Genomic DNA, 23,758 nt, shown 5'->3' on the forward strand with positions numbered 1-23,758 from the left:
TCTTTTATGAACATTACAAGAAATCTGGCATACTCTGAAATCCCCTCTCAACTTACGGTTTACATACAAATCTTACTTAAGGCCGGTCGATGAAAATCCAGCCTGTTTCTTTTTCCTTATCTACAGATGCCCCGAGAGACTCTGCCATAAAGCGCAGCGGTACATAAGTTTTACCGTTCTTACCCACATAAGCGGGTTCGACCATCGTTACTTCCTTGCCTGCAACGGTTGCCTTCTTGGAACCTATAGTCAGGACAATTTCATTGTCGGTGATATCGTCGATGACGACGATTTTCTCCGACCCTTTGGTCCATTTCACTTCGGCATCCAATTCCTCAGACAGATAGCGCAGAGGAACAAAGGTCGTATTTTTAACGGTGATTGCGCCATAGGATTCGTCGTCCGGATACAGCATGACATTTTTGCGCGTGATGCCTGCTTCATCTTTTAACAATTGATACACAAGTGAATTGGAATCGAAATTGCGCAGCATCTGACCTGGCGTGATATCTCCCTGCATCAGATCAATTGCACCACCCGTTTTGTCCACGGCATCCACAGTCACTGGTCCACCAATATTCCACAGTTCGCTGTCACCATATACGGAGACAGATTTGATCGGCAGATCTTCCGAGGCAGGTAACGCTACTTTGAAATCATAGTTCTGTTTGCGAATATTCAGTGCGCTGTCGAGATAAAAGTCCAATTGGAGCTTGGTTTCTGTTCCGAACACCGTCTTCAGTTCAGGCGTTTCGGTCAACAAACTATTGAGTTCCTTGTCATAATTGGCAAGAATCTCGTCAAGGCCACCTTTAATCATTTCATAAATTGAAGCAACCTCAGCATCCCGTGATTCGCTAATCGTAGAAGGCAGGGCACTGCCATCACCATTATCAACCGTGTTGATCGTAACCATGATAGGATAGAACACATCATACAGATCTCCAATCAGATCCTTGAGCCCTTGCTCATCCTGAGCAACACTGGTCAGAAACGGTTTAACCATGGCAAGAAGCTCTTCACCGCTGATCTCCACATGCAGCTTGGAGAGGCTGAGTGATTCACCGTTAACCGATTCCTGTACCGGGGTTACGGAAATATTTTTCGGGTTGGACAAATGCTTCAGCGCGAAGGTCAGCACTTTTGGGGAAAGCTCCTCGATCTGCTTCTCCAACGCCTTTGTATCTAGCATAGGAAGTGTGTCATCCTCCAAAGATATGTATAGAGGCTTCTGCGCTCCGTCCACATCAATAACCATTTCCGATTTATCCATCGACAGATGGAAAGGCAATTTCTTTCCTTGCATACTCAGTGTACCTTTGACAGACGCCGTGCTGGAGTCCTTCACTTTGGCATCTTCAATATTCAATGAAATGGAATTAATGAGTTCAATCATTTGAAGCGCATCCTCTTCGACGAGGTTTGCTGTAGGTTCGATTTTTATATGCATGGACTGTTTGGATTCACCGGACTTGACGGTTGTACTGTTGATAACGGCCTTGCCAATATCTACACCACCTACGGCCTGACATCCCGTAAGCGCAACCATCATCAAAACGAGTGGTACGGCAATCCACTTCAATAGCTTGTGATTTTTGATACGATCTCCTCCTTAGGAAAAATGTGGTTCACTCCTATTATGAGGGTTATAGGTAATTGTTGTAAACCGGATCGATAAATAAATACCAAAAAAAGGCCGAACAAATGTCCGACCTCGGATATGACGTATAATTTAGCATTAGTGTGGTTGGCTTCAATACGATAACACTATGCTTAGTCCAATCATAAACAGCTGTGGTTTATTCCCGTTCTTTGCCTTCTGCCTCGTTGTCACTATCCTCATCCGATTCTTTCCCATCGGTACGTGTAGGGGTTTCAAATTGATCCGGCTCGTCGTCTTGAATGGCTTTGTTCTCTTCATTCTGGTCCTGTGTCATATCGTATTCCCTCTCTTCTACCGGATTTTTAAGGCATATGCCTTGTTTCTATCAATAACCGGAATGATGACGAATTAAACAGACGAAGGTGGGAGCTTAGAAAATATAAAAGACCATCCCGTTCCCGCTTGCGGCAGCTGCCTGATATAAAGCCTGAATATCATCCAGTGTCTGCACGATTTCCTGGAAAGTCTCGTCTGCATCCGCATCCCAATCCTCCATGACCGGATACACGCCCTCAGCCACCATTTGCTCCAGGCTAAACCGTTCCTTCAATTCCTCGGGTGTCATCTGCTCTAAAGCCATGTACGCTTCAAGCACCTGCTCATTGGTCAACAGAAACAGATCCATATCAGAATAGTTCCCCCAATATTGTTCTCCTGCCATCTTCTTTCCCATTAACCGTGCTTGTTGTACAAGAATCGGGGTAAAGAGGTGGAAAGGAACAATAATCTTCAAGGAGGAACGGATTCCATGAAAAAGTTTGATTACAACCTCAATTACGATGAGCTTGATCTGCGCAAGCAGCCTGAACTGTATACCGTTGGCCGGGGAGAGCAAGGCGTATTAATGGTGGCGCCCTACAAAAGCGAAATTTTACCGCATTGGCGGTTCAAAACACCCGAGATTGCAACAGAATCCTCGCAGAAGATCTATGAATTATTTTTGGAATATAAGAAAAAGGATGACTTTGTCGGTATGGATATGGCGCGCAAGTTTCTGCAGATGGGTTACACGCGGGCAAGGCGTTATACGAATCATAAAGGTGGACGCAAATATTCGAAAGAGGACGGCACCATCCTGCCTTATCAGAATGATGAGGTAAAGGCTGAATCAGCAGCCATTTTCAAAGCCCAATGGGAGATCGCCAAAACGGACCCGGACTATGTGAAAATGAAGAAGGAGCATCGGGAGAAGTACGAGTCGGAGAACACGCAGTAACAGGTGTAAATCAAAATACTTGATTCATGCAGATGTTCATTTTGATATAATGCAATACATCAAGCTTCACTAACGATATTAACGATGTATGCCTATCTAAAGGAGTCCTCATGAACCCACCTAGCCACCAATTCGTCCTGACGCTTGTTTGCATCACTTTATGTCTGTTTATTCTGCTTCCTTTGCCTGCATCCGCAGCCAAGTCTGAACTTGCCAGACAACATGAAATGACGGCTTTTGGTCCGTTACAAAGCTATGTCGACGGGATGCAGCCAGGATGGAACCTCGGAAATTCCCTGGATACGGTCGGACCTGATGAAACCTACTGGGGCAACCCACGAGTAACCCGCGAACTGATACAGCAGATTGCTGCCCAGGGATTTCGGAGTATTCGCATTCCCGTCACATGGGATGGGCATATCGGGGAAGCACCCGACTACACTGTTGATCCGGCCTACATGGCACGTGTTCAGGAGATTGTCCGATGGGCGCTGGATGCCAATCTCTATGTTGTCGTGAACGTTCATCATGATTCCTATCTGTGGATCAGCCAACTGGACAATGACCACGATCAGGTGCTTTCCCGGTACAAAGCCGTATGGACTCAGATTGCCAAGCAGTTCAAAGATGAACCACGTAAGCTGATGTTTGAGAGTGTTAACGAACCGCGCTTTAGCCGCGGAGCAACAAATGCTGGCGACATGGGCTCAGGCAGCAATATTAATGAGGCGCGACAGCTGGAGCTTTTGCATGAATTGAACACCGCATTTGTGGAACTGGTGCGGCAAACAGGTAGAAATAACAGTGAGCGCCCTTTGGTCCTGCCCACGCTGGAAGGTTCGCCAACACAGGTGAGACTGGACAGTTTGCATCAGACGATCTCTGAGCTGAAGGATCACAACCTAATTGCTACGGTGCATTATTACGGATACTGGCCGTTTAGCGTCAATATTGCAGGGCATACCACCTTCGATACGGATACGAAAAATGATGCGGCCAGCACGTTTAATAATGTGTACAACACGCTGGTTGTTCAGGGTATTCCCGTTATTCTAGGCGAATATGGCCTGCTCGGTTTTGACAAACATATCGATGTTATCGAACAGGGAGAGAAGCTGAAATATTTTGAATTCATCGGCTATCTGGTAAAGGAAAAGAAAATCGCATCCATGTTGTGGGACAACGGTCAGCATCTGAACCGCGAGACCTTCCAGTGGACAGACCCGGATTTGTTGCGGATGATCCAAGCTAGTTGGACGGGTCGCTCTGCCTTAGGAGAAAGAGATCTGCTCTATTTCAGACAAGGTGCGCCTGTGGAAGACAAGCCATTGACGATCAAGTTAAACGGTAACAAGTTGGTTTCCCTGTATGCGGACGAGCAGATGCTGCGAACTGGAACAGACTATTCGTTCAGTGGCAGTACGTTAACTGTCAAAGCCGCTGCGTTATCCCGGCTAATTAGCTCAAGTGAGAAGCTTGGCAACAACGGGATACTCACGGCGAAGTTTAATCAGGGCGCAGAATGGAAATGGAATGTAATTGTGTCCACGGAGCCTGAGTTGGGCCGGGCAACAGGTACGATAGACACCTTCTCCATTCCCACCCAATTTCAAGGTGATCAGCTTGCCACGATGGAAGCTGTGTATTCATCCGGTGAGAACACAGCTCCACAGGACTGGACACCGTTCAAAGAGTTTTTGACCACATTTGCGCCCTCCTATGAGACCAATGAAATTAAGCTGCAACCAGATTGGCTCAAGGAATTGCATGATGGACAGATTAAGCTGACTTTTCACTTCTGGAGTGGTGAGGTCATTCGCTACACCCTGATGAAGAACGGAAATCAGGTGAGTGGAGAAGTACAGGATTAGATACTGATGGAGTGAGAGTTAGAATGGATTCTACGAGATGAATTGATCTAATAAGTAGGGCTAGGGTTGGGACTAAGATCACAGGTAATTGCTTTAGGGCTGCCGGATGCAGTAATGGCTTATGGAGTATTGAAGATTGTTCAGATATAGACGCTGCCAGTGAGGATTCTCGCTGGCAGCGTATTTCCGTTTGTTACGGTTAAGCCTGTGCTTTTTTCGGTTTACCACTCTTCGATCGGGGCTGAAGCATGCCACCTACGATCCGCAACATTTGTCTGCGCGGCATAAGGCGAGCGAACTGGGCCGTCCAGTAATTGGAGGCACCTGGTACAGCATACGGTTTACCTGACTCCAACGCCTTCATCGCTACTTCCACAACATGCTCGGGCGTATCCCGTTTGCCTACCGAAGCCTCTTCGGCTCCTACTACATCAAAGAATGAGGTGTCGGTTGAGCCAGGGCATAGAGCCAAAAACTGAACGCCTCGCTTCCGGTTCTCTTCATACAATGCCTCTGTAAAAGAAAGAACGAAAGATTTCGTGGCCCCATACACAGCCATGTATGGGTCAGGTTGAAAAGCAGCCGTTGAAGAAACGTTAATGATCGTACCGTTCCGTTTTTGCAGCATACCTGGCAGGAAAAGATGGGTCATGTTCATGACTGCGAGTACATTCAGCATAATCTCTTCCTGCTGCCGTGCACCATCCACCTGCTCAAACATTCCATGCGTGGCAAATCCCGCATTGTTGATTAATACATTGACCTGTATGCCCCGATTCATACATTCCTCATAAACGTGTTGTGGTGCATCCGCTTGGGATAGATCCGCTACAATCACTTCCGTCTTCACTTGATAGGTTCGCTCAATCCGTTCGGCCAGTTGACGCAATTTGGACTCCGATCGAGCCACCAAGACCACATGTTTTCCTTTTGAAGCCATCTCCAATGCAAAAGTCTGCCCAATTCCTGAAGAAGCCCCCGTAATGAGTACCCATTGATTTTGAACTTGTTTCATATCTCATCCACCCTTTTCTCGAACAGTTGTTTTTTATCAGAAACAATGTTTCCTATTGAAATCATCGTACTCTCTTGTCTTCTTACTGTCAACTTCTTTTGATCATTTGACGATTTCCAGCGTAAAACAGTAGAATGACGATAAGAAACACGGTTTCCGTTAAACAACAATATGGATGTATGAGGATGAGATAGATGAAAGATCACAATTCGGGTTCCAAACAATCCGCTCACACGGTCACTACCTTTCAGGAAGCCAGACTTCAGCACTCCGAAAACCTGCGCCAAAATATTGTGCATGCTGCCGCGTCTTTGCTGCAAGAGCACGGTCCCGAAGCCGTCACGGTTCGGCGTGTGGCTGAACGAATGGAGTGCTCCACCAAAATCATATATAACCTCTTCGGTAAAAAAGAAGGGTTAGCCAAATACCTATACATGGAGGGGTGCGCCCTCCTGTCCCAATCGTTCGAATCTGTGCCTCAGCAAGCATCATTCGAGACATATTTTCGTGACCTCGCTTATGCCTACTGGGATTTCGGGATCTCACAATCCAGCTTCTATCAGCTGATGTTTGGCGGTTCATTTGCAGAATTCAAACCAGATGCAGAGAGTCTGCAAGGAACAGCAACTGCTCTCAAACAAATTACTTCCCTAGTTGCGGCCGCAATGGAGCAGGGAATGCTTAAGGAGAACGATCTCCTGCTCGCAGTCCGCATGATCTGGGCCCCTCTGCATGGTGTCATCCATCTGTATTTGGGAGGCCATATTGAGAGTGAAGAAGCCGCCAAAAGGCTATATGATCATACGTTGTCCATGGTTGTTCTCTCCCTTGTTGGAGTATCTGGGAATTGATAAGCATTGAATCTAGTCTTATAAAACAAACGAAAAGGAGCATGCCTAGGCGTAATATACCTGGCATGCTCCTTTTCTTGCTTTAATCTATCTTCTGTATCGGATTTCAGCCGATTTAACATGTTTACTGATTCTCAGCTTCCCAACGCGAAATTTCGGCGCGCACTTTCGGCGCTACTTCTTTGCCGAGCAGCTCAATGGCTCTCATTACATCCTCATGCGGCATCGTGCCCAGGGGAGTGTGTAACATGAAGCGTGTGATACCGACTTCTTTGCGCAGGTAGATGATCTTCTGAGCAACGGTATCTACATCACCCACATACAGTGCACCTTCCAGACTGCGTGCCGCGTCAAAGGTTGCACGGCTATAGTGTCCCCAACCACGTTCACGGCCCAACATATTCATTGTAGCCTGAGCTGGCGGGAAGAATTTCTCTACCGCTTCATCGGTTGTATCCGCAATGAACCCATGAGAATGAGAAGCCACAGTCAGTTTGGATGCGTCGTGCCCTGCATGTGCCGCTGCTTTTTTGTATAGTTCCACCAATGGTGCGAATTGAACGGGGCGACCACCAATAATGGCGAGTACCAGCGGTAATCCAAGCAGACCCGCGCGGACAACCGATTCCTGGTTACCACCACTGCCGATCCATACGGGCAGCTTCTCCTGTACCGGACGTGGATAGATGCCCAGATTGTTAAAGGAAGGGCGGTGCTTGCCCTGCCAGGTTACTTTTTCCGAATCACGCAGCTTCAGGAGAAGCTCCAATTTCTCGTCGAATAGTTCATCGTAGTCGTTCAGATCGTAACCAAACAAAGGAAAGGATTCAATAAATGACCCCCGTCCTGCCATAATCTCCGCACGCCCATTCGAAATGCCGTCCAGTGTTGCAAAATCCTGAAATACCCGCACCGGATCAGCCGAAGATAGCAACGTTACAGCGCTGGTTAGGCGAATGCGTTTGGTCTGTGAAGCTGCGGCGGCCAGAATGACAGCTGGTGATGAAGCGGCATAGTCAGAACGGTGATGCTCACCCACGCCATATACATCCAGCCCCACCTGATCTGCCAAAACTATTTCCTCAACGACGTCGCGAATACGCTGCGCATGACTTATAAGTTCTCCTGTATTTACATCCGGGTTTGTCTCTACAAATGTACTAATTCCGATTTCCATTGTCTGTTCCTCCCTGTTATGAAGCGATCCGCCGTTCATCTAACCTATTGTAAGTAGATCACCTTTTGTTATTTATCTTAATATTGAACTATTTCGCTGAAAAATACAAGTGCCCCCTGTTTTCCAGAGGGCACTTTCTTGACATATTCTTCTCCAAATCCAATGTTTTCATAATTATTTTCTTCTCCCGATGTACATCAGATGCGACGAGATTCCCAATATCGACGGGTCTTTGGCCGCCTCAATCATGTACTGGATCAGCTCATCGTATTCCCCGCGTTCTTTCCAATATTGTTGCTGCTCTTCCGTGAGCATAGCTCTCAGACTGGACGATCCAATCAGGTCTACCGTCTCAAATCCGTTCTGCTCCATAAATGGGTTAATATCCTGAATGTTAAAATAGTACGCCCCCGTAAACCGTCCCTGATCCGGATGATCGAACGTCCCCTTTTCTACAAAAGACCGGATGGCTTCCATGTGGTCATGCGGTTTCCATTGCTGCGGGAATTGCAAAGAAGTAATGCCCATTCGCGTTCGGCTCTGCATCGCTACAAAGACGATTCCTCCACGCTTGGTAACCCGATGCAGCTCCCGTACCGCAGCCACTCGTTCTTCTTCCACCTGCAAATGATATAACGGTCCCAGCATCAAAGAGGCATCATATGTCTCATCTGCAATACCGTTCAGATGGGTTGCATCCAATACGTGAAATCCGTCAAACTGCTGTGTCAGATCCAATTCCTTTGCCTTCTGCTGAGCTATATCAACAGATCCAGGGGTCAGGTCTGACAGTGTGACACGGTATCCGAGTTTGGCAAGCTCCATCGCATATTTTCCGGGCCCTGCACCATTATCCAGCACAAGTCCGGTTGCCGGGAGTGACTCTCGGATATAATGCATGTTAATGATGAACTCCAGCGGTTCCCGGTCCAACCTTCCCCACTCGTCAAATCTGGAATAATAGTCAATCACACGCGATCTTTCCATGATTCTGCACCTGCCTTTTCTCAACATTAAAGGCCATATAAAAAAACAAAAAACCTGCCACCTCAACTAAGAGGCGACAGGTCTGACCTTCGCGGTACCACTCTTCTTGATCCATGAACAGGATTGGAAACAACATTCTCTAACCTATCCTGCCATAGCATCTCAGGACCTGATGACGGAGGTTAACCGTCAGAATCTACACGAAGTCAGAGATATAGCATCATTTTCAACATCCAGCCCTTCGTGCGCTGAACAATGATGATACTTACGTAACTACGATTCGACCCTGCTGCTCACAGGTGAGTTGGGGAAGGTTGGACTGCCTTGCACCATAGCGACAGTTCTCTGGACCAAACCTTGAGCCTTATTACTCCTGATCATTGCGTTTGACTGTTAAATTTTAACTAGTATAGTGCTTCTAAATATTTCCTGTCAATTCATTTCAAATAAATCCCGGAGGTAATCTCTCCGCCCATGCAAGATGCGATAAATGATAATATCCTCTCCAACAATGCGGTAGAAAACCAGATAGGGAGAAACGACGATAAAACGGTATCCTCTCTGGATCAGGTGATAATCGTCCTCTGACAAAACAGAGCCTATATTAGGAAAATCGGCAATGTTTCTTATTTTTCCATCCAGTTTATTAAGCATTTTCTCTGCCTGTTCCACGTTATCCTTAGATATATAAGAGAAAATTTCGTCCAGATCATCAACAGCAGCAGGAGTATATCGGATACTACTCTGTTTTGGAAGCATCCAATTTTCTCCGTAATCGTGTCATCACTTGCTCGTGACTGGGCAACTCTTCACCTTCAGCCACCTGTTTCTCTGCAACGAGTAATTTGGATTGCAACGCGTTTCTGGCTTCCATTCTCCGGAACGCTTCATGGCTCATCACGACTAAATCAGCTTCTCCATTGCGGGTAAGTATCACGGGCTCATCCAGCTCATGACAATATTTAGAGAACCCGTTATAGTCCTTGCGTATTGTAGTTGATGGTTTGATCTGCATAACTTCCCTCCAATATCATTATAATCACTTAATTATAACATTATAATACTACTTTATTCATCTTGCTTCTTTCTCCACACAACAAAAAAGAACCTTCACTTCCACAGCATTGCAGAAATGAACGTTCCTTATGGCTTAAAAACGAGACCAGTAATATGGCAATCCAGCGTACCTAAAGAGTTTTGCTAGATTTTTTTCACAAACTCGGACTTCAGCTTCATCGCGCCCAGGCTGTCGATTTTGCAGTCGATGTCGTGGTCACCGTCAATCAGACGAATGTTTTTGACTTTGGTGCCCTGCTTAACCACCAGCGAGCTGCCTTTCACCTTCAGATCCTTAATGACCGTAACAGTATCGCCATCATTCAGGACATTACCGTTCGAATCGCGTACTACTTTCGTTTCTTCCGCATTCTCTTGTTCAGACACTGGCGCCCATTCGTGCGCACACTCTGGACACACCAACAAATTACCGTCCTCGTAAGTATATTCGGAATTACATTTGGGGCAGTTAGGCAAATTAGACATATGTATTAAACTCTCCATTCATTTTGTGGCTTTCTCGCAAGTATACGGGAATACAGTCCATTCTTCCACATAAGAAGAGGTTAATGAATTTAAACTAAATTTAAGATTACGACGCCCCCTGATTTAAGGAAGGCTCCTTATACTGAAGTTCAAGAAGAAACATTCTGGAGTATCACCACGAAAATAATACGATTCAAAGTCATATCTCACACGAATTGTACACATACACATATACATTTCCGATAAAAGGAGTTTCTGCTATGTCACCCTATGTTTTTCCTGTCCAAACGGCATTCCTGATTTTTGTCATTATCGCCATGTTTCTGCTGGTGCCCTGGTTAATCTACGGATATCGGAAAGATGGATTTTTTAGCTGGTCGCGATTTGCCGTCAGCTTTTCATTTATTTTTTACCTGCTGGCTGCATACTGTCTGGTTATTCTTCCTTTCCCGACCACTCGTAATACATGTGCGCAGCAGGCAGCGGATACCGTATATTACAACCTTGTTCCATTCACCTTTGTGAAAGATATTATGAAAGAAACACCGATCGTGTGGTCTCAGCCTGCCAGCTATATTGGAATGATTCAGGGCAGAGCTTTTCTGCAGGTTCTGTTCAACGTCATGCTTCTCATGCCACTTGGCGTGTACATCCGGTATTTTTGGCAAAAAAGATCCTACTGGAAACAGGCTTTGTTAAGCGGATTTGGCTTGTCCCTGTTCTTTGAGATTACCCAAATCACCGGCTTCTACGGTTATTACGATTGCCCTTATCGGCTGTTTGATGTGGATGACCTGCTATTGAATACTTCAGGAACGGTACTTGGATTTTTCGCGGCACCCATCATACTTGCCTTATTCCCATCTCGTGCGAGCATTCAGGCGAAGAGCGAGCAGATCCTGGAACAAAACAAGGTCTATCCCGTACCTCAATTGATTGCGCTTATCATTGACGGTGTAGTTGTCGTGTTCTTGTCCAATCTGATGTCCATTTTTAACTGGAGTAATACGAATGCCATCATCAGCGCGCTAAATACGATGATTGCCATGCTGTTTGTATTTTTCTTTATTCCATCATTGCGAAATGGCAAAACTCCGGGGTCAGCCCTGATGCGATTCAGATATGTTAACCGGAAGACCGGCGAACCTTCCAGCACATCCCTTTTCAAAAGGTTACTTGCACTTTACGTTCCTTGGCTTTTTGTAACCTTTGCTCAACTCATAACGGATTATGCCTTTCTGAACGAAAACGCGATGCTTGAACCTTATAAGGTATGGATCTCTGTCGGAATCTTTGGTCTGCATGGACTTATTCTCTTGGTATTGTTCGTTCATGTCATGCTGGTGCTGTTCTCTCGCGGAAAGCGAGCCTTCTATTGTGATGATGTATCCAATACAAGAGCATCTCGAAAATAGATTCTGGACTCACACAACTTACAACACAGCAGATAAAGGCGAAAAATAGTACCATAGCAGATCGCCGTTATAGTCGACAGGTTCGATCCATTATAAAAAAAGGTGTAGCTTCGTCATCCAATGACGAGCCACACCTTTTAATTGTTGAATAATGAAGTTCCGATGGGATTAAACTATAGCCCTAGCAGCTCACGTTTGGAAGCTTCCGGGTCGTGGACCAACTGCACTTCATGATTGAAAATCAGCGTAGCACGACCGTCTTCGTAGGCAGGCCAATTCACTCCCGCCGTCTCGGGCTTGCCCTGCTTGGCAAATGAAATCCAGGCATCCTGCACCTTACCCGCAAGTTTTGCTGCGGCAGCATCCGGTTCTGCATTCATAAATTTCAGCACAGGCAATGTATTAAAAGCAAAGAAAATATCGATGCTATGAATCGATTTTTGCAGCAGTGGATGCTCCGGCATGACCCAATCGAACCGATACATCCATACAGGTGCATGCTTCTGCTGAGCAGCCGCATATTGCACTGCCGAGCGCCAGAAGAACAGATCGGTCATCACTTGGGCTTGACCATCTGCAGTCTTGGGATAACTGTCCGCAATCGCAGCACGGTTCTCCAGATCAGGTGTCATAAAATCAACAGCCTTCACCATGTTGATCTCTTCAGAGTAAGGCACATGAGGCTGAATGAACAACGATCCTTCATGTAAAGTGGTTCCGATAAGTACAGGGATGTCCTGTGCTGCACCCTCTTCTACCGCCTGAAGTGGTGCCTTCGGAAGTGTAACTCCATCCAGTACCGGCTGGAACAAGAGGGCCATGCCAGCACCGCTTTGTTGTTTCACCGCCTCGCCAGCAGCAATGATTTGCTCCACGGGAATGGTTTTGAGTTTTTGCAGCTCGTCTGCCGATACACCCAGAACCTTCAACATGCCATCACGAATGGCCGAAGCCTGCTCTGCTAGCACAACTTGTGAAGCTCCACTTTGCATAATGGCGCGATGGAACAATCCCTTGGCAGCCGGCATCGCCATCAAAGCCGCAATACTCATACTGCCCGCAGATTCTCCGAAAACAGTGATATTACGCAAGTCACCGCCAAAAGCCTCTATGTTGTCCTGCACCCATTGCAGTGCAGCAATCTGATCCAGTAAACCTACATTGGATGCAAAACCCTCTCCAAGGGGAGCCATATGCAAGAAACCAAGTGGCCCCAGGCGGTAATTGATCGTTACGACGATAACGTCTCCCCGGAGGACGAGTTGAGTTCCATCGTACATCGGCTGGCTGCCAGCACCTGATACGAATGATCCACCATGAATCCATACCATCGCAGGAAGTGGGTCCTTGCTTTCTTGTTCAGGTGCCCAGATATTCAGGTAAAGGCTATCTTCCGATTCCACCGGAGGCTGTCCCGATATGCCCTCCGTTTGAGGATTTCTTGGCTGTATATTTTCAGGACCGAATTGCTTCGCCTCTCTGACTCCATCCCAAGTCTCAGGTGGAACGGGAGCCTGGAAGCGCAATTCACCCACAGGGGGCTTGGCATAAGGGATACCTTTCCATACGCTCGCTCCATGCAGAAGCTCTCCTTGAACCGTACCGTATCGGGTGTTCACTTGAAGTTCTCTCATGCGTTCTATACATCCTCTCTACTGATCGATAGTTCCAGCTTACGACTGGTGTTGCTCAGATCCGAATGTAACTTTCACGAAAAACAACTTGTACTGCTTCAACGACTTTTGTTACGTAATGGTAGGCGCGTTTCCACTTATTTGAGTATAAATCCCAGCAAGACCCATTTACAAGTTTGTCCAAATTCACCCGCTACAGCTACGTTTCACGTGGAACTTTTACAGCCATAATAAAGACTCCGCTTCAATTAACGAGCGAAGTCTACTATTCTGCCGTGCATAAAATATCCTACGATGAAAAGAAAAGATGACATTGCACTTTGCTCCCTGTATCCTATCAATACTTTTCCCGATGTAAGGATCAATTAGCGCCGTTTACTTTTACCGGATAAGAGACCGTATATTCTGCCCCTTCAATCCAGCTGCCCGTCACATGATTACGTCCCTTAACGACAACGCGGTCACGGTACACATCTACATGTAAACTTTCACTTCCCTCCAGATGCTCATCCTCATCTGTCCAGAGATAAGCCACGGAGGAGGCGTTAAACATCGTTGGCATCTGCCCACCACCTTCGTATATGGTGCGCTGAGCCTGCAATTGCCAATGGGTGTGCCCGGAGAAGAGAATTGCCTGCGGATAACGACTCAGAACAGCCTTTAATGCTGTGTCCTGATTCACGCCATACCAGCCCTGTTCCTTCATGGAACCCGCCACTGTATCCATCAGTGGTTGATGGAGAAAGACGAAAATGGGCTGCTCAGAAGCAGCTTGTTCCGACAGTTTCGTTTCCAACCAATCCAGTTGTTCGGCAGACATATCACAATCTTTCGGATGAGGCTGCTCCGTACCCAGGAAGATATAATGATAACCGTTGATCCAGTGATCGTGGTACGATCCGCTCATACCTGTGATTGCTGTAAAATCGTTCAACCGCTTCTGCCATAACTCCTCAATTGAAACTGATTCCTGTTTCTCGATATCTTGAGCTTCTCTTTGGCCTACTTCATCTGAATACCCTAGCACCTCACCCACCTCATGCTGGGTCATTGTGGTCAAGTTCAACGGCGGGTCTCCCCATAGAATCGCTCCAATATCATGATTGCCTACGGTGTAACGTATTTGAGGCAGTGAATTGCCTTGAGCCTTCAATATACGCTGTAACTCCTGGTATTCTTGCGGAAGCCCACGATCGGTAACATCGCCCACATGCATGATTCCGCTACTGCCATGGCTATATGTTGCCATGTCTTCCAGCGCTTTCTCCAGATGACGGTTATGGATATGGTCCGCCTGATCCCGTACATGGGTGTCTGTAATCACCTGGAAGCTGACTATCGGCTGTTCAAATTTATTTTCATTTTGCATCAGGAATCACTCCATTTCAGTCCAATAATGCCAATCAGAATAAAGCCCATCCAGACGATCGACATCGCCTTCAGACGTTCTCCCAAAAAGTAATGTCCCACGATACCAATCAATGTAATGCCTACGCCCGACCAGATGGCATAAGCAACACCCAGTGGCATATACTTCACAGCAAAATTCAACAGGGTAAAGCTCGCTCCATAACAAAGAAACATAAAAAGGGAAGGCCACAATCGGGTAAAACCATCCGACACCCTCATCAGAATCGTACCGCTCAGCTCTAATCCAATCGCTAGGGCAAGCAATATCCATCCGGTATACGAATGATTCGTCATCGGGTTACCTCGACTTCCAGCAATTCATGAAACGAACGAACCGTTAGATCCGCAAGCTTGATATGAGCAGGTTCGCCGACAGCAATCTTCCAGGCAGCCCCCGCAGCGCGAGCCATCTCCATATCACCATCTGTATCGCCGATTACGACAACTCTTGCAGCAGGTACACCCAGACGCTCACACGCCAGCAGCAACATGTCAGGAAACGGCTTTCCCCTTCCAACCTGATCTGTTCCTACAACTACGGAGAAAAGGGATTCAATACCCATCCACTTTAGATGGCTTAGAGCATTTTCCGTCTCATCCGCTGTGACGACACCCATTTTCAGCCCCTTGTTGCGACACTGCTCAAGAAAGGCAAGGACGCCGGGGAGTGGCTGAGCAGGACGTTCCTTATTCATCGCGTATTCTGCCTGAAGCAAACATTCCCTCACGATAATTTTCGCTTCCGCCCAGCTTAATCCTGCACGATATCCATGCCAAGTTAATACGGCGTAGACTTCTTCCATCGTCCCCATGGCGAGGGGTCCCCGCACATCATAGCCGTTCATTCGCCCCTGCTCATCATGGAATGTTCCCCAGATATGAGGGATGTCTGCAGCATTGAACTGAAGGCCACGGGCAGCAAGCTCCTCCCGAAAATTATCCATCACACAATGAGTCCAGAAACCCCACATGGCCGTAAAATCAAGCAAAGTTCCATCCTTATCGAACAAAATAGCCTCTATCGGGGTAGATAGGCTCCCCAGGTTCAATTCAGGCATCGGTTACGCTCCTTGTCTGCTGAATTACTATGTCAGAAAAGCGGTACATGACTGCACCGCTCCTCCAAGTTCAGCTTGTTTCCTTGTTATTTCACGCGATCCAATTCTTTTTGGGCCTTTTCTTTAGCTTCTTTCAGCGCTTGTGCCGCTGGAATGTTATTAATCTGTACCTGATCTGCTGCATCCTTCAGCGCATCATTGATTTTGCCTCCAGTCGGGTCCTGGAACGGAGCCGACGCATGGGAAGCCTGCTGCAGTGGAACCGTGATCTGAGGGTTCTTTTCACTGAACGTTTTGAATGCAGGATCTTCCTGAGCAGATTGACGTACCGCAATGTAACCTGTGTTCATGGACCAAGCAGCCGTGTTCGCAGTTTCTGAGAAATACGTCAGCCACTTATAGGCTGCTTGCTGCTGTTCCGGGCTCGCTTCAGCAGGGATACCTGCCATAATTGCGCTCGCTACAGGTTTGCCTTCACCGACGCCTTCCCAACCAGGCTGCTGCATCGCTGCGACAATACTAAAGTCCAGATCGCCCTGGTCACCGCTCGAACCGGTGTATCCAGCTGCTTTATTTTTCATGACATCATCAATTGTTTTATACCAGTACTCCCAACCTTGGCCACCAAAATGAATACCCATGGTCTTGTCCTCATTAATCCACTTGCGGAACAATTCCCATGTCTCTACCCATTCCGGTGAATCAATCGTTACGGTCTTACCATCATCGCTCAGGATCTTCCCGCCTTTACCAAGCACGGCGTCGATCATGTTATCGCTACCCCACATCGGCTCCCAACCATAGAAGGTTGTTTTGCCGTTTTCCTGCTTGCTCATCTTCGCTGCCGCTTCAGCAAGTGCCTCCCATGTCGTCAGAGTGGCAGGATCGATATTATTCTCTTTCAGGGCATCCATACGGTAATACATGATCTGAGTTGTTCCGTACATTGGCAAGAAATACTGCTTGCCGTCTACTTTTCCCTGCTCCAGGAAGGTCTGAACGTAATCTGCCTGATTAAAGTCCTGATCCGCAGCGATCAGCTCATCGAGCGGTGCATAATACCCTTTGCGCGCCCAGTCGATATTGGAGCTTAGTACAGCGGCTGGTACTTTTTTCGAGGCAATGGCTGCCTGCAGTTTCTGTTCGGTTTCCGTGTAATCTGCCTGTACAATGCCTTTCACAACGACTTCGCTCTGGGATGCATTGAAGGCATCAATCGTTTTCTTCATGTTATCTCCCAGATTCCCACCCAGGCCATACCAGAATTCAATCTCCACTGGACTACTTGGCGCAGAACCAGATCCATTGGCTGCAGCTGCGTCTGAACCTGTGCCTGAGCCGCTATCTGCTGAGGAACCACACGCTGTGATCAGGGCAAAACTTGCGGCCAGTACTAGTGACATGCCGCCTCTCCACCTGAGCTTTAATTTGTTCCGCCATTTCATACTCGCTTGACTCAATTTCATTTTGATTCCTCCTATATAAAGTGTGTTGTAAAAATTAGTTTTTGTTTACGCCTGCAGTAATGTTTACACTCTGCATAATTGTCTTCTGCGTAAACAGGAATAGAATGAGCAGCGGTGCGATGGTAAATGCACTGGCCGCCATAATCTGCGGCCATGCCAGACCGTAGGCCCCACCTTCCACGAAAAAGCTGCGCAGACCTGCCGATACCAATTGCAGATTCGGGTCTTTGGTAATGAGCATCGGCCAGAAATAGTTGTTGTACTGGTCGATGAATGTAATCAACACCATCACGGCAAAAGATGAGCGAACCAACGGCGTCATAATAGTCCACAGAATGCGGAAATGTGATGCCCCATCCAACTGCCCAGCCTCCACCAGCTCGTGAGACACCTGCATGAATGCCTGACGGATCAGGAAGATGGAGAACACACTGACACAGTTGGACACGATTAGTCCGGTATAGGAATCCAGTAATTTAAGCTCGCTGAGCACCAAATAACTGGGCAGATAAACGGCGGTACTCGGAATCATGTAGCCTACCAGGATCAATCCGGTGAGCACCCCTTTCATACGAAAACGCATATGGGTAAGTGCATAAGCCATCATGCTTGAGTTAATGACCTGGATTAGACAAATTGCTGCCGCTACCCCTGTACTGTTCAAAATGTAGCGGAAAAATGGTGCAGACTGCCACGCATCCACATAGTTGCTCCAGCGGAACGTTTCGGGCCAGAAGGTTGGCGGAAATTGCCAAATTTCGTCATTGGTCTTGAAACCGCTGATAACCATCCAGTAGAAGGGAAATGCCATTGTCAGACTGATCAGGGCAAGCAGCAGATATCGGAGCGCGGTACCAAATCCTTTTCCTCCACCAGGGAACTTCCGTTTTTGTGCTTGCTCACGACTATTATCTTTTCTTGTTTGTTTACTTAGAGCGGTCATGTTCATCAGTAGTGCACCAGGCGTCGGCCGAGCAGGAAGGATACCCCTGACAGCAGAACGCAGATCAGAATAATAACAACGGCGATGGAAGAAGCCTCGCCCACATTGAAGGATTCAAATGCAGACTGATAATACATATAGAGCAGCGTCCTTGTTGATCCAGCCGGTCCCCCCTGGGTCATCACGTTGATCTGGTCATAGGCCTGAAGCGACTGAATCGTCAGGATAATGGACAGGAAGAACGTGGTTGGTGAGATCAACGGCAGCGTAATACTCCGGAACTTGTCCCAACTGCCTGCACCATCAATGGATGCTGCTTCAAGCAGGTCGGATGGCAGGTTGCGCAAGGCAACCAGGTAGAATACCATGGACCAGCCAATCGATTTCCACAGCGTAACGATGAGAACAGCCACAAGTGCCCAGTTTGCATCTCTCAGCCAGCCAATCGGGGATATCCCAGCCCAGCCAAGCAACAGATTGGCAAGCCCTACTTCCGGCTCGAAAATCCAGGACCATGCAATGGAGACAGCAACCGTCGGTGTGACCCATGGTGAGAACAGCAATGTCCGAAACAAACCAGATGATTTAATCTTGCTGTTCATGAGCAGCGCCAGCGCCAATCCACCAACAATCGTGGGCACGACACTTCCAAGACCGAACAGTAGTGTAACTTTCAATGAACGGTAAAATTCCGAGTTAGTTAGCAGATAGCTGTAGTTGTCCAAACCAACAAACAATTTGTCAGGACTCATGAAGTCCCAATCCGTAAAACTCAGATATACAATGTATCCCAAGGGCCCCAACCAGAAAATGAGTAATGGGATAAGGGCAGGTAGGGTGAACAGAACTGCTTCTGTCTCCCTCCATAGTTTCACACGCAATTCGCACACTCCTCATTGTTCAATTTTTTTTTAACGATAGTGCATAATCCCCTTAAATCTATTTGTTTTTCGCTTCCGTACAAAAATGATTGTATAATACATTTGAAAAAACTAATTCCGGGTTATGTTAAAATAACGGGATGTCATGTAAAATATGAAACAGGGAGTCCCATCCATATACTAGAGGTGAGATTGTGGGAAAAGAAGCTGCCGAGGACCAAAATCGTTCTTCGTTGTCCTATCGGCCTGAGCTGAGGGAAAAAGTAATTGACGCGATTGCCAATACAATGGACTTATACGGGGTCAATCATTCATTTGGCCAACTGTATGGCATTATGTATTTCGAGGATCAACCCATGACGCTGGAAGAGATGAAAACGTCCATGAACATGAGCAAAAGTAATATGAGTTACGCCGTACGTTCTCTTACCGAATCTCAGATGATTTATAAATTGGAGGAAAAGCGGGAACGCCAGGATCTGTATTTGGCAGAAACCAACTTTTTCACTACGTTTCAGAACTTCTTCGGGGCTAAGCTCCAACGGGAGATTGATGTGATGCAAGAAAGCCTTCGCGAGGTCATTCCGGAGTTATCGGAGATCATTCTTGCCAAAACAACTCCGCCGGAAGAGAGGGAGGAAGCTTTGCGTGATCTGCATAAGCTTCAGCATGCCGACCAGTATTATGAGTGGCTGCAGGGATTTGTAGACCAACTGCGGGATGGTGTATTTTACAAAGACGCCCCACATGAGAGTGATTAACGCATCGCACGTTTGCGGGGCTGTAGAGGGATTTTCACTTTAACACTTAATATTCTTATGTTCAGCTCGTTAAGAAATCATATACGTCTTATTATGAATAGTATTCACTACGTTCGTTAAACTAAAAAAGCCAGCTCAGCGAGCGACGATGGTTGCAGGACTTGTGCTGGTTTTAGAGATCAAAAAGGGGAAACCCACCATGTTTTCATGGTTGGGGCTCCCCTTTGTTGTTATAGATACTGTTATCTTATTTCTGTGCCGCAGCTTCAATGTCTGCATAAGCCCAGTGTGTTGAAGGTACGTCTGTAAAAGATGGCGTGGATACGCCTGTTAATGGAGTCCGTTTGAATAGTACATTTAATACTTTCACGGCCTCAGCACGAGTCAGTTTGCTGTCCGGTTTGAACGTTCCGTCGTTGTATCCGGTCATCAGACCAGCGGATTGCATGTAGGAAATGGCATCGGAAGCCCATTGGTCAGAAGATACATCAGTAAATACAGCACCATCCGTTGCTTGGGATGTGTTGCTTGTCACGTCTGCACTTTGCTGCTGCATCCAGCGGTACGCAATGGTTGCCATTTGTGCACGAGTGATCGGACCCTCAGGTGCAAATTGAGTGGCGCTCATGCCATTCATGATGCCTGCGGATTGCGCTTTTTGAATATCGCTTGCTGCCCAATGGGTTGCAGATACGTCGGCGTAGCTGACGCCATTCGCGGAGTCGGTTCCCGCTTCATCAGTCAGATTACGAGCCAGCATCGCTGCCATTTGCGCACGGGTTACAAATGCATCCGGGCGGAAATCAGCACCGAAGCCGTTGATATACGGGTTGTGTGAGCCTTGGGAAGTTTTCAGTCCATCCACCACAACAAGCGTGAACGTGCTGAATTTGTTGACTGTAAACTCAATTCCTTCTTTGCCATCGCTAAGCTTCACGAGTTTACCTTGGATCAATTCTTTCGTGCCGTCACTGTGTTCAATGTACACAGCCAGGTTATCCAATGCTTGCTGGCGGGCAGCAGGATCGGTTGGAAGGCTGTCACGCAGCGGCAATGTCAGTGTGACTTCATGGCTTTGCATATTTGTTTCGATTTCAACTGGACGAGCCAGTACTTTTACGTTGGTATTTGGAGCAATTTGTTGGATAAGCTGCTCCTTCTTCGCACGTTCTTCCACTTCCTTGCGCTCCGACTCCTGCTTCATTGGTACGATGCGGAAGTACAAGTCTTGATCGAATCCGGCAATCGATTTCGTTGGAACCGAGATGACGGCGTTCTCTGTAGAAATTTCAAGATTAAGCTCACCATCATTCAGTTGTTTCACCGCTGCTTTTGGCAATTCAATGCGTGTCTCTGACACGGCATCTTTAGCATCCGGGATGATAATACGTGCTGTATTCAGACCCAGTTGTTTTGCTTTTTCCACCGATTCCTTGGCTATTGCCTCAGACATCTTCACCAGATCTTTAATCGTACCATTCGCCTCGGTTGTACGTGTAATTGGCGTTTTGGTCAGATTAGTTCCATTAACCCCGTTCACATCCACGACGATTTGCTCCTGCTTGGTTGTTGGTGTAGTCGTAACAGGTGTAGTCACTGACGATCCACCCCCTGTGCTTCCACCCGGGTTAGGAGTTGAACCATTGCCGTTGTTGCTATCGCCATTTGCTGTAAAAACAATCTTCACGGCGCGTCCTGGCAATTCATCACTAATCGCTTTATAACGAACCCATACGGTTTTGTCACCGCTAAAATCAAGACGCTGAATGGAGGCAACATCAAGCCAGTTCAGTTTACCATCAAAGGAGATCTCCATCGTATCATCCAAGCCGGTTATAGTGTTGTTGATATCATCCCCTGTCACATTCGGGGCCGTGAAGAATTGGTTGATTACATATTGTAGATTTCCAACATCTTCGTATCTATCTTGTTCATTAAGCACCCATTCAGCCAGTTCCTTGCGGCCTTCCGGGCTGAGTTCTGCTCTTTTGGACAAATCAAGGGCACCTGAAAGATTGAATTTGTATTGGTCAAAGAAATTGTGTCCGTTAAACTGTTCATTCATAGTTGTCTCAAGCCACTGATCCATTTGATCTATAGTGGTGGCTTCCTCAAGAGGCTGGAAAGGCATTGATAGCAGTCCCAGAAGAAAGCGCGGATCGGCAATCTCTACTTGAGCCTGTTTTGCAATTCGTTCCACTCCCAATAAATGCAGGTACTTAAAAGCGAAAATTGGTTTATTTACCTCGCTTAATTGTAGATGATGATCTCCAACTTGACGAAGCATATCTGTCTCAGGGTCTTTAAAATGATCGGGTCCTTCAGACAGTTTCTGAGCAAATAGGTCCAGCTTGTCCTGAAGTACTCGCAACCCTCTCTGCTCCCAGATCAACTGAGCTTGTACAGCAAGCTCAATCATATATTGAACTTGTTTCTTATTTTCATAGTTCCTTTTAATATTATCAATCAGGAACTCAGCCACGTATTCTTTGACCTGCTTAGATACAGAACCATATTCATTTGGTAAAGTAATACCCAAATCAGGGTTCTCCATAGCCAGACGCATAGCGTCTATATCTTTGTTAATTCTTGCAGCATTTACGGCAGCCAACGCATCAGTTTCATTACCAGGAAAAAATTGATTGAATACAGTCTGGATGGCTTCAAAACTTGTATATCCATTAGCCGGTCTTTGAGTGAGCATATGATCAGCCAAATGCTCCTGCTCTTCAGTTGTAAGGTTATCCCATTTGCTGATATCTAGAGACAAGCTCTCCATTGGGTTTTCCGAGTTAGCCGTATTGTATGACTCGATATCCCCCTGAAGCTTAAGCAGATTCTCCAACGATGACAACATTTCTTCTGTCGTCTCCGCCTTTTTATTAATTAAAGGTGTGTCCATTACTGCTGTATCCATATAAGACAGAACACGTGAAATAGAAGGGCTTCTTTTGAGTCTAAACTCATATAAATAAGCTGTCATACGTTTTTCAATTGCGGATGATTCAAGATACAAATCAACCAATTGATAGAATTGGCTTCCAGCGGCAGGATACTCAAAAAACTGCACTCGTTCTGCTTGCTTAGCATATAGGTCATCAAGCGCAGCTAATGCATTTTGTCCTCCGATTTGGCGAGTCACTTCAAGGGCTTTGAGAGCTAATTGCACCAGAAATTGAATTTGTTTCTTGTCCTCATATCCATCGGTTGTCGGTGGATCTATACGCAGCAAATATGCTGCGATGTCCGACTGATCTTCTTCAGACAACGATTTGAAATTAGGCTCAGCTATGAATTGTTCATTACTAAGCAACTCAATCACTGCCGGTATGAAATTGGTGTTCTCGCCCTGCTCATTTCTTTTTTTAATATCGTTGAACTGATCCAGCTCACTCAGCTGCACAGTAAATTCAATAGATTGCATTTGATACGCAGTTTCCAAGTATTTATCTTTAACTACTACATTGAAATAGTACGTATCACCTTCGATTAGATCTGTAATTATTTTCGAAAATGTACCATTTGAAGCTTCTAAACCATTAATCGGATCACCGTAGGGATGACCTGATGTTCCGCTGATTTGTTGCATGTCTTCAATATCAGGAGCATTGGATATGTAAATTTGGTAATTTACATCAGGTGGGGTAGAGGACTCGGATTGTGCGTACACCCATTGTAATTCAATTGATTTCTCGTCCACATACTTTATTGTTAATAGACCATTATTTCCTGGTACTGGATACGATGCCCCTGCATTTACCTTTCCTGCTGGTGCTGCCAACCAAGGACCTACCAACACCAAAATGAGCAACACGCTAATTATTTTCCTGTATTGCATTAATCTTTCCTCCCTCATCTCGCTTCTCGA

Annotated in this window: 22 protein-coding genes; 5 read left to right on the forward strand and 17 right to left on the reverse strand. The window is 46.6% G+C overall.

Annotation, left to right across the window (positions count from 1 at the left end):
• Nucleotides 1-76: 76 nt before the first annotated feature.
• From Q0V21_RS21175 to Q0V21_RS21185, 3 genes are all read right to left on the reverse strand, one after another.
• On the reverse strand, nucleotides 77-1,582 hold the full coding sequence (locus Q0V21_RS21175; protein ID WP_301880521.1) for a copper amine oxidase N-terminal domain-containing protein: 1,506 nt from the start codon (nucleotides 1,580-1,582) through the stop codon (nucleotides 77-79).
• Nucleotides 1,583-1,799: 217 nt separating this feature from the next.
• Nucleotides 1,800-1,937, reverse strand: coding sequence for a hypothetical protein (locus tag Q0V21_RS21180; RefSeq protein ID WP_179132740.1), 138 nt, complete (start codon nucleotides 1,935-1,937; stop codon nucleotides 1,800-1,802).
• A gap of 96 nt (nucleotides 1,938-2,033) precedes the next feature.
• Entirely contained in the window at nucleotides 2,034-2,324 is a 291-nt protein-coding gene (locus Q0V21_RS21185) for a DUF1877 family protein (RefSeq protein WP_301880522.1), read from the reverse strand.
• 87 nt (nucleotides 2,325-2,411) lie between these two features.
• Between Q0V21_RS21185 and Q0V21_RS21190 the strand changes: the two genes are divergently transcribed.
• Together Q0V21_RS21190 and Q0V21_RS21195 are read left to right on the forward strand one after the other, a co-directional pair.
• Nucleotides 2,412-2,879 carry a DUF4385 domain-containing protein gene (locus Q0V21_RS21190; protein WP_301880523.1) on the forward strand — a complete coding sequence of 156 codons (468 nt, stop codon included), beginning with the start codon at nucleotides 2,412-2,414 and terminating at the stop codon, nucleotides 2,877-2,879.
• Between the two features lie 110 nt (nucleotides 2,880-2,989).
• The gene (locus Q0V21_RS21195) at nucleotides 2,990-4,750 is read left to right on the forward strand and encodes a cellulase family glycosylhydrolase (protein ID WP_301880524.1); all 1,761 of its coding nucleotides are present in this window, start codon (nucleotides 2,990-2,992) and stop codon (nucleotides 4,748-4,750) included.
• Between the two features lie 199 nt (nucleotides 4,751-4,949).
• Here the strand turns inward: Q0V21_RS21195 and Q0V21_RS21200 are convergent, their stop codons facing one another.
• Nucleotides 4,950-5,765 carry an SDR family NAD(P)-dependent oxidoreductase gene (locus Q0V21_RS21200; protein WP_301880525.1) on the reverse strand — a complete coding sequence of 272 codons (816 nt, stop codon included), beginning with the start codon at nucleotides 5,763-5,765 and terminating at the stop codon, nucleotides 4,950-4,952.
• A gap of 194 nt (nucleotides 5,766-5,959) precedes the next feature.
• Here Q0V21_RS21200 and Q0V21_RS21205 point away from each other — a divergent pair, with 194 nt between their 5' ends.
• Nucleotides 5,960-6,616, forward strand: coding sequence for a TetR/AcrR family transcriptional regulator (locus tag Q0V21_RS21205; protein WP_301880527.1), 657 nt, complete (start codon nucleotides 5,960-5,962; stop codon nucleotides 6,614-6,616).
• A gap of 124 nt (nucleotides 6,617-6,740) precedes the next feature.
• On the opposite strand, the gene Q0V21_RS21210 is transcribed toward Q0V21_RS21205, so the two are convergent.
• The 5 genes from Q0V21_RS21210 to Q0V21_RS21230 all read right to left on the reverse strand — a co-directional run bounded on the left by Q0V21_RS21210 (nucleotide 6,741) and on the right by Q0V21_RS21230 (nucleotide 10,322).
• Nucleotides 6,741-7,793 carry an LLM class flavin-dependent oxidoreductase gene (locus Q0V21_RS21210; protein WP_301880528.1) on the reverse strand — a complete coding sequence of 351 codons (1,053 nt, stop codon included), beginning with the start codon at nucleotides 7,791-7,793 and terminating at the stop codon, nucleotides 6,741-6,743.
• 174 nt (nucleotides 7,794-7,967) lie between these two features.
• A complete protein-coding gene (locus Q0V21_RS21215) occupies nucleotides 7,968-8,780 on the reverse strand; it encodes a class I SAM-dependent methyltransferase (protein WP_301880529.1) in 813 nt (270 codons plus the stop codon).
• Between the two features lie 432 nt (nucleotides 8,781-9,212).
• A complete protein-coding gene (locus Q0V21_RS21220; RefSeq protein ID WP_301880530.1) occupies nucleotides 9,213-9,539 on the reverse strand; it encodes a type II toxin-antitoxin system RelE/ParE family toxin in 327 nt (108 codons plus the stop codon).
• Nucleotides 9,520-9,795, reverse strand: coding sequence for a type II toxin-antitoxin system Phd/YefM family antitoxin (locus tag Q0V21_RS21225; RefSeq protein WP_301880531.1), 276 nt, complete (start codon nucleotides 9,793-9,795; stop codon nucleotides 9,520-9,522). The genes Q0V21_RS21220 and Q0V21_RS21225 overlap by 20 nt, the downstream gene beginning before the upstream one ends.
• A 185-nt stretch (nucleotides 9,796-9,980) precedes the next feature.
• Nucleotides 9,981-10,322, reverse strand: coding sequence for a zinc ribbon domain-containing protein YjdM (locus Q0V21_RS21230; RefSeq protein WP_094937374.1), 342 nt, complete (start codon nucleotides 10,320-10,322; stop codon nucleotides 9,981-9,983).
• A 260-nt stretch (nucleotides 10,323-10,582) separates the two neighbouring features.
• Here Q0V21_RS21230 and Q0V21_RS21235 point away from each other — a divergent pair, with 260 nt between their 5' ends.
• Entirely contained in the window at nucleotides 10,583-11,737 is a 1,155-nt protein-coding gene (locus tag Q0V21_RS21235; protein WP_301880532.1) for a VanZ family protein, read from the forward strand.
• Between the two features lie 173 nt (nucleotides 11,738-11,910).
• On the opposite strand, the gene Q0V21_RS21240 is transcribed toward Q0V21_RS21235, so the two are convergent.
• The 7 genes from Q0V21_RS21240 to Q0V21_RS21270 all read right to left on the reverse strand — a co-directional run bounded on the left by Q0V21_RS21240 (nucleotide 11,911) and on the right by Q0V21_RS21270 (nucleotide 19,129).
• On the reverse strand, nucleotides 11,911-13,371 hold the full coding sequence (locus Q0V21_RS21240) for a carboxylesterase/lipase family protein (protein ID WP_301880533.1): 1,461 nt from the start codon (nucleotides 13,369-13,371) through the stop codon (nucleotides 11,911-11,913).
• Between the two features lie 361 nt (nucleotides 13,372-13,732).
• Nucleotides 13,733-14,740, reverse strand: coding sequence for a metallophosphoesterase family protein (locus tag Q0V21_RS21245; RefSeq protein ID WP_301880534.1), 1,008 nt, complete (start codon nucleotides 14,738-14,740; stop codon nucleotides 13,733-13,735).
• Nucleotides 14,740-15,075, reverse strand: coding sequence for a DMT family transporter (locus tag Q0V21_RS21250; protein ID WP_053782535.1), 336 nt, complete (start codon nucleotides 15,073-15,075; stop codon nucleotides 14,740-14,742). Before Q0V21_RS21250 ends, Q0V21_RS21245 begins: the two co-directional genes overlap by 1 nt.
• The gene (locus Q0V21_RS21255) at nucleotides 15,072-15,839 is read right to left on the reverse strand and encodes an HAD family hydrolase (RefSeq protein WP_301880535.1); all 768 of its coding nucleotides are present in this window, start codon (nucleotides 15,837-15,839) and stop codon (nucleotides 15,072-15,074) included. The genes Q0V21_RS21250 and Q0V21_RS21255 overlap by 4 nt, the downstream gene beginning before the upstream one ends.
• Nucleotides 15,840-15,925: 86 nt before the next feature.
• The gene (locus tag Q0V21_RS21260) at nucleotides 15,926-17,305 is read right to left on the reverse strand and encodes an ABC transporter substrate-binding protein (RefSeq protein ID WP_079348194.1); all 1,380 of its coding nucleotides are present in this window, start codon (nucleotides 17,303-17,305) and stop codon (nucleotides 15,926-15,928) included.
• 34 nt (nucleotides 17,306-17,339) lie between these two features.
• Nucleotides 17,340-18,254 carry a carbohydrate ABC transporter permease gene (locus Q0V21_RS21265; RefSeq protein ID WP_301880536.1) on the reverse strand — a complete coding sequence of 305 codons (915 nt, stop codon included), beginning with the start codon at nucleotides 18,252-18,254 and terminating at the stop codon, nucleotides 17,340-17,342.
• Nucleotides 18,254-19,129: a carbohydrate ABC transporter permease gene (locus Q0V21_RS21270; protein ID WP_094937380.1), complete on the reverse strand. Its 876-nt coding sequence runs from the start codon at nucleotides 19,127-19,129 to the stop codon at nucleotides 18,254-18,256. Before Q0V21_RS21270 ends, Q0V21_RS21265 begins: the two co-directional genes overlap by 1 nt.
• Nucleotides 19,130-19,323: 194 nt before the next feature.
• On the opposite strand from Q0V21_RS21270, the gene Q0V21_RS21275 reads away from it, so the two are divergent.
• Nucleotides 19,324-19,890: a GbsR/MarR family transcriptional regulator gene (locus Q0V21_RS21275; RefSeq protein ID WP_079348198.1), complete on the forward strand. Its 567-nt coding sequence runs from the start codon at nucleotides 19,324-19,326 to the stop codon at nucleotides 19,888-19,890.
• A 247-nt stretch (nucleotides 19,891-20,137) separates the two neighbouring features.
• On the opposite strand, the gene Q0V21_RS21280 is transcribed toward Q0V21_RS21275, so the two are convergent.
• Nucleotides 20,138-23,728, reverse strand: coding sequence for an S-layer homology domain-containing protein (locus Q0V21_RS21280; protein ID WP_301880537.1), 3,591 nt, complete (start codon nucleotides 23,726-23,728; stop codon nucleotides 20,138-20,140).
• Between the last annotated feature and the right edge of the window lie 30 nt (nucleotides 23,729-23,758).

Source organism: Paenibacillus sp. 11B, assembly GCF_030487755.1.
GTDB classification, from domain to species: domain Bacteria; phylum Bacillota; class Bacilli; order Paenibacillales; family Paenibacillaceae; genus Paenibacillus; species Paenibacillus vandeheii.

Excerpts from the sequence above, each read along its gene's own strand:
- Q0V21_RS21180 (WP_179132740.1), bottom strand. The coding sequence starts at position 1,937 with ATGACACAGGACCAGAATGAAGAGAACAAAGCCATTCAAGACGACGAG.
- Q0V21_RS21195 (WP_301880524.1), top strand. The coding sequence starts at position 2,990 with ATGAACCCACCTAGCCACCAATTCGTCCTGACGCTTGTTTGCATCACT.
- Q0V21_RS21280 (WP_301880537.1), bottom strand. The coding sequence starts at position 23,728 with ATGCAATACAGGAAAATAATTAGCGTGTTGCTCATTTTGGTGTTGGTA.
- Q0V21_RS21235 (WP_301880532.1), top strand. The coding sequence starts at position 10,583 with ATGTCACCCTATGTTTTTCCTGTCCAAACGGCATTCCTGATTTTTGTC.
- Q0V21_RS21230 (WP_094937374.1), bottom strand. The coding sequence starts at position 10,322 with ATGTCTAATTTGCCTAACTGCCCCAAATGTAATTCCGAATATACTTAC.
- Q0V21_RS21190 (WP_301880523.1), top strand. The coding sequence starts at position 2,412 with ATGAAAAAGTTTGATTACAACCTCAATTACGATGAGCTTGATCTGCGC.
- Q0V21_RS21185 (WP_301880522.1), bottom strand. The coding sequence starts at position 2,324 with ATGGCAGGAGAACAATATTGGGGGAACTATTCTGATATGGATCTGTTT.
- Q0V21_RS21240 (WP_301880533.1), bottom strand. The coding sequence starts at position 13,371 with ATGAGAGAACTTCAAGTGAACACCCGATACGGTACGGTTCAAGGAGAG.
- Q0V21_RS21205 (WP_301880527.1), top strand. The coding sequence starts at position 5,960 with ATGAAAGATCACAATTCGGGTTCCAAACAATCCGCTCACACGGTCACT.
- Q0V21_RS21265 (WP_301880536.1), bottom strand. The coding sequence starts at position 18,254 with ATGAACATGACCGCTCTAAGTAAACAAACAAGAAAAGATAATAGTCGT.
- Q0V21_RS21245 (WP_301880534.1), bottom strand. The coding sequence starts at position 14,740 with ATGCAAAATGAAAATAAATTTGAACAGCCGATAGTCAGCTTCCAGGTG.
- Q0V21_RS21210 (WP_301880528.1), bottom strand. The coding sequence starts at position 7,793 with ATGGAAATCGGAATTAGTACATTTGTAGAGACAAACCCGGATGTAAAT.
- Q0V21_RS21215 (WP_301880529.1), bottom strand. The coding sequence starts at position 8,780 with ATGGAAAGATCGCGTGTGATTGACTATTATTCCAGATTTGACGAGTGG.
- Q0V21_RS21260 (WP_079348194.1), bottom strand. The coding sequence starts at position 17,305 with ATGAAATTGAGTCAAGCGAGTATGAAATGGCGGAACAAATTAAAGCTC.
- Q0V21_RS21250 (WP_053782535.1), bottom strand. The coding sequence starts at position 15,075 with ATGACGAATCATTCGTATACCGGATGGATATTGCTTGCCCTAGCGATT.
- Q0V21_RS21255 (WP_301880535.1), bottom strand. The coding sequence starts at position 15,839 with ATGCCTGAATTGAACCTGGGGAGCCTATCTACCCCGATAGAGGCTATT.
- Q0V21_RS21220 (WP_301880530.1), bottom strand. The coding sequence starts at position 9,539 with ATGCTTCCAAAACAGAGTAGTATCCGATATACTCCTGCTGCTGTTGAT.
- Q0V21_RS21200 (WP_301880525.1), bottom strand. The coding sequence starts at position 5,765 with ATGAAACAAGTTCAAAATCAATGGGTACTCATTACGGGGGCTTCTTCA.
- Q0V21_RS21225 (WP_301880531.1), bottom strand. The coding sequence starts at position 9,795 with ATGCAGATCAAACCATCAACTACAATACGCAAGGACTATAACGGGTTC.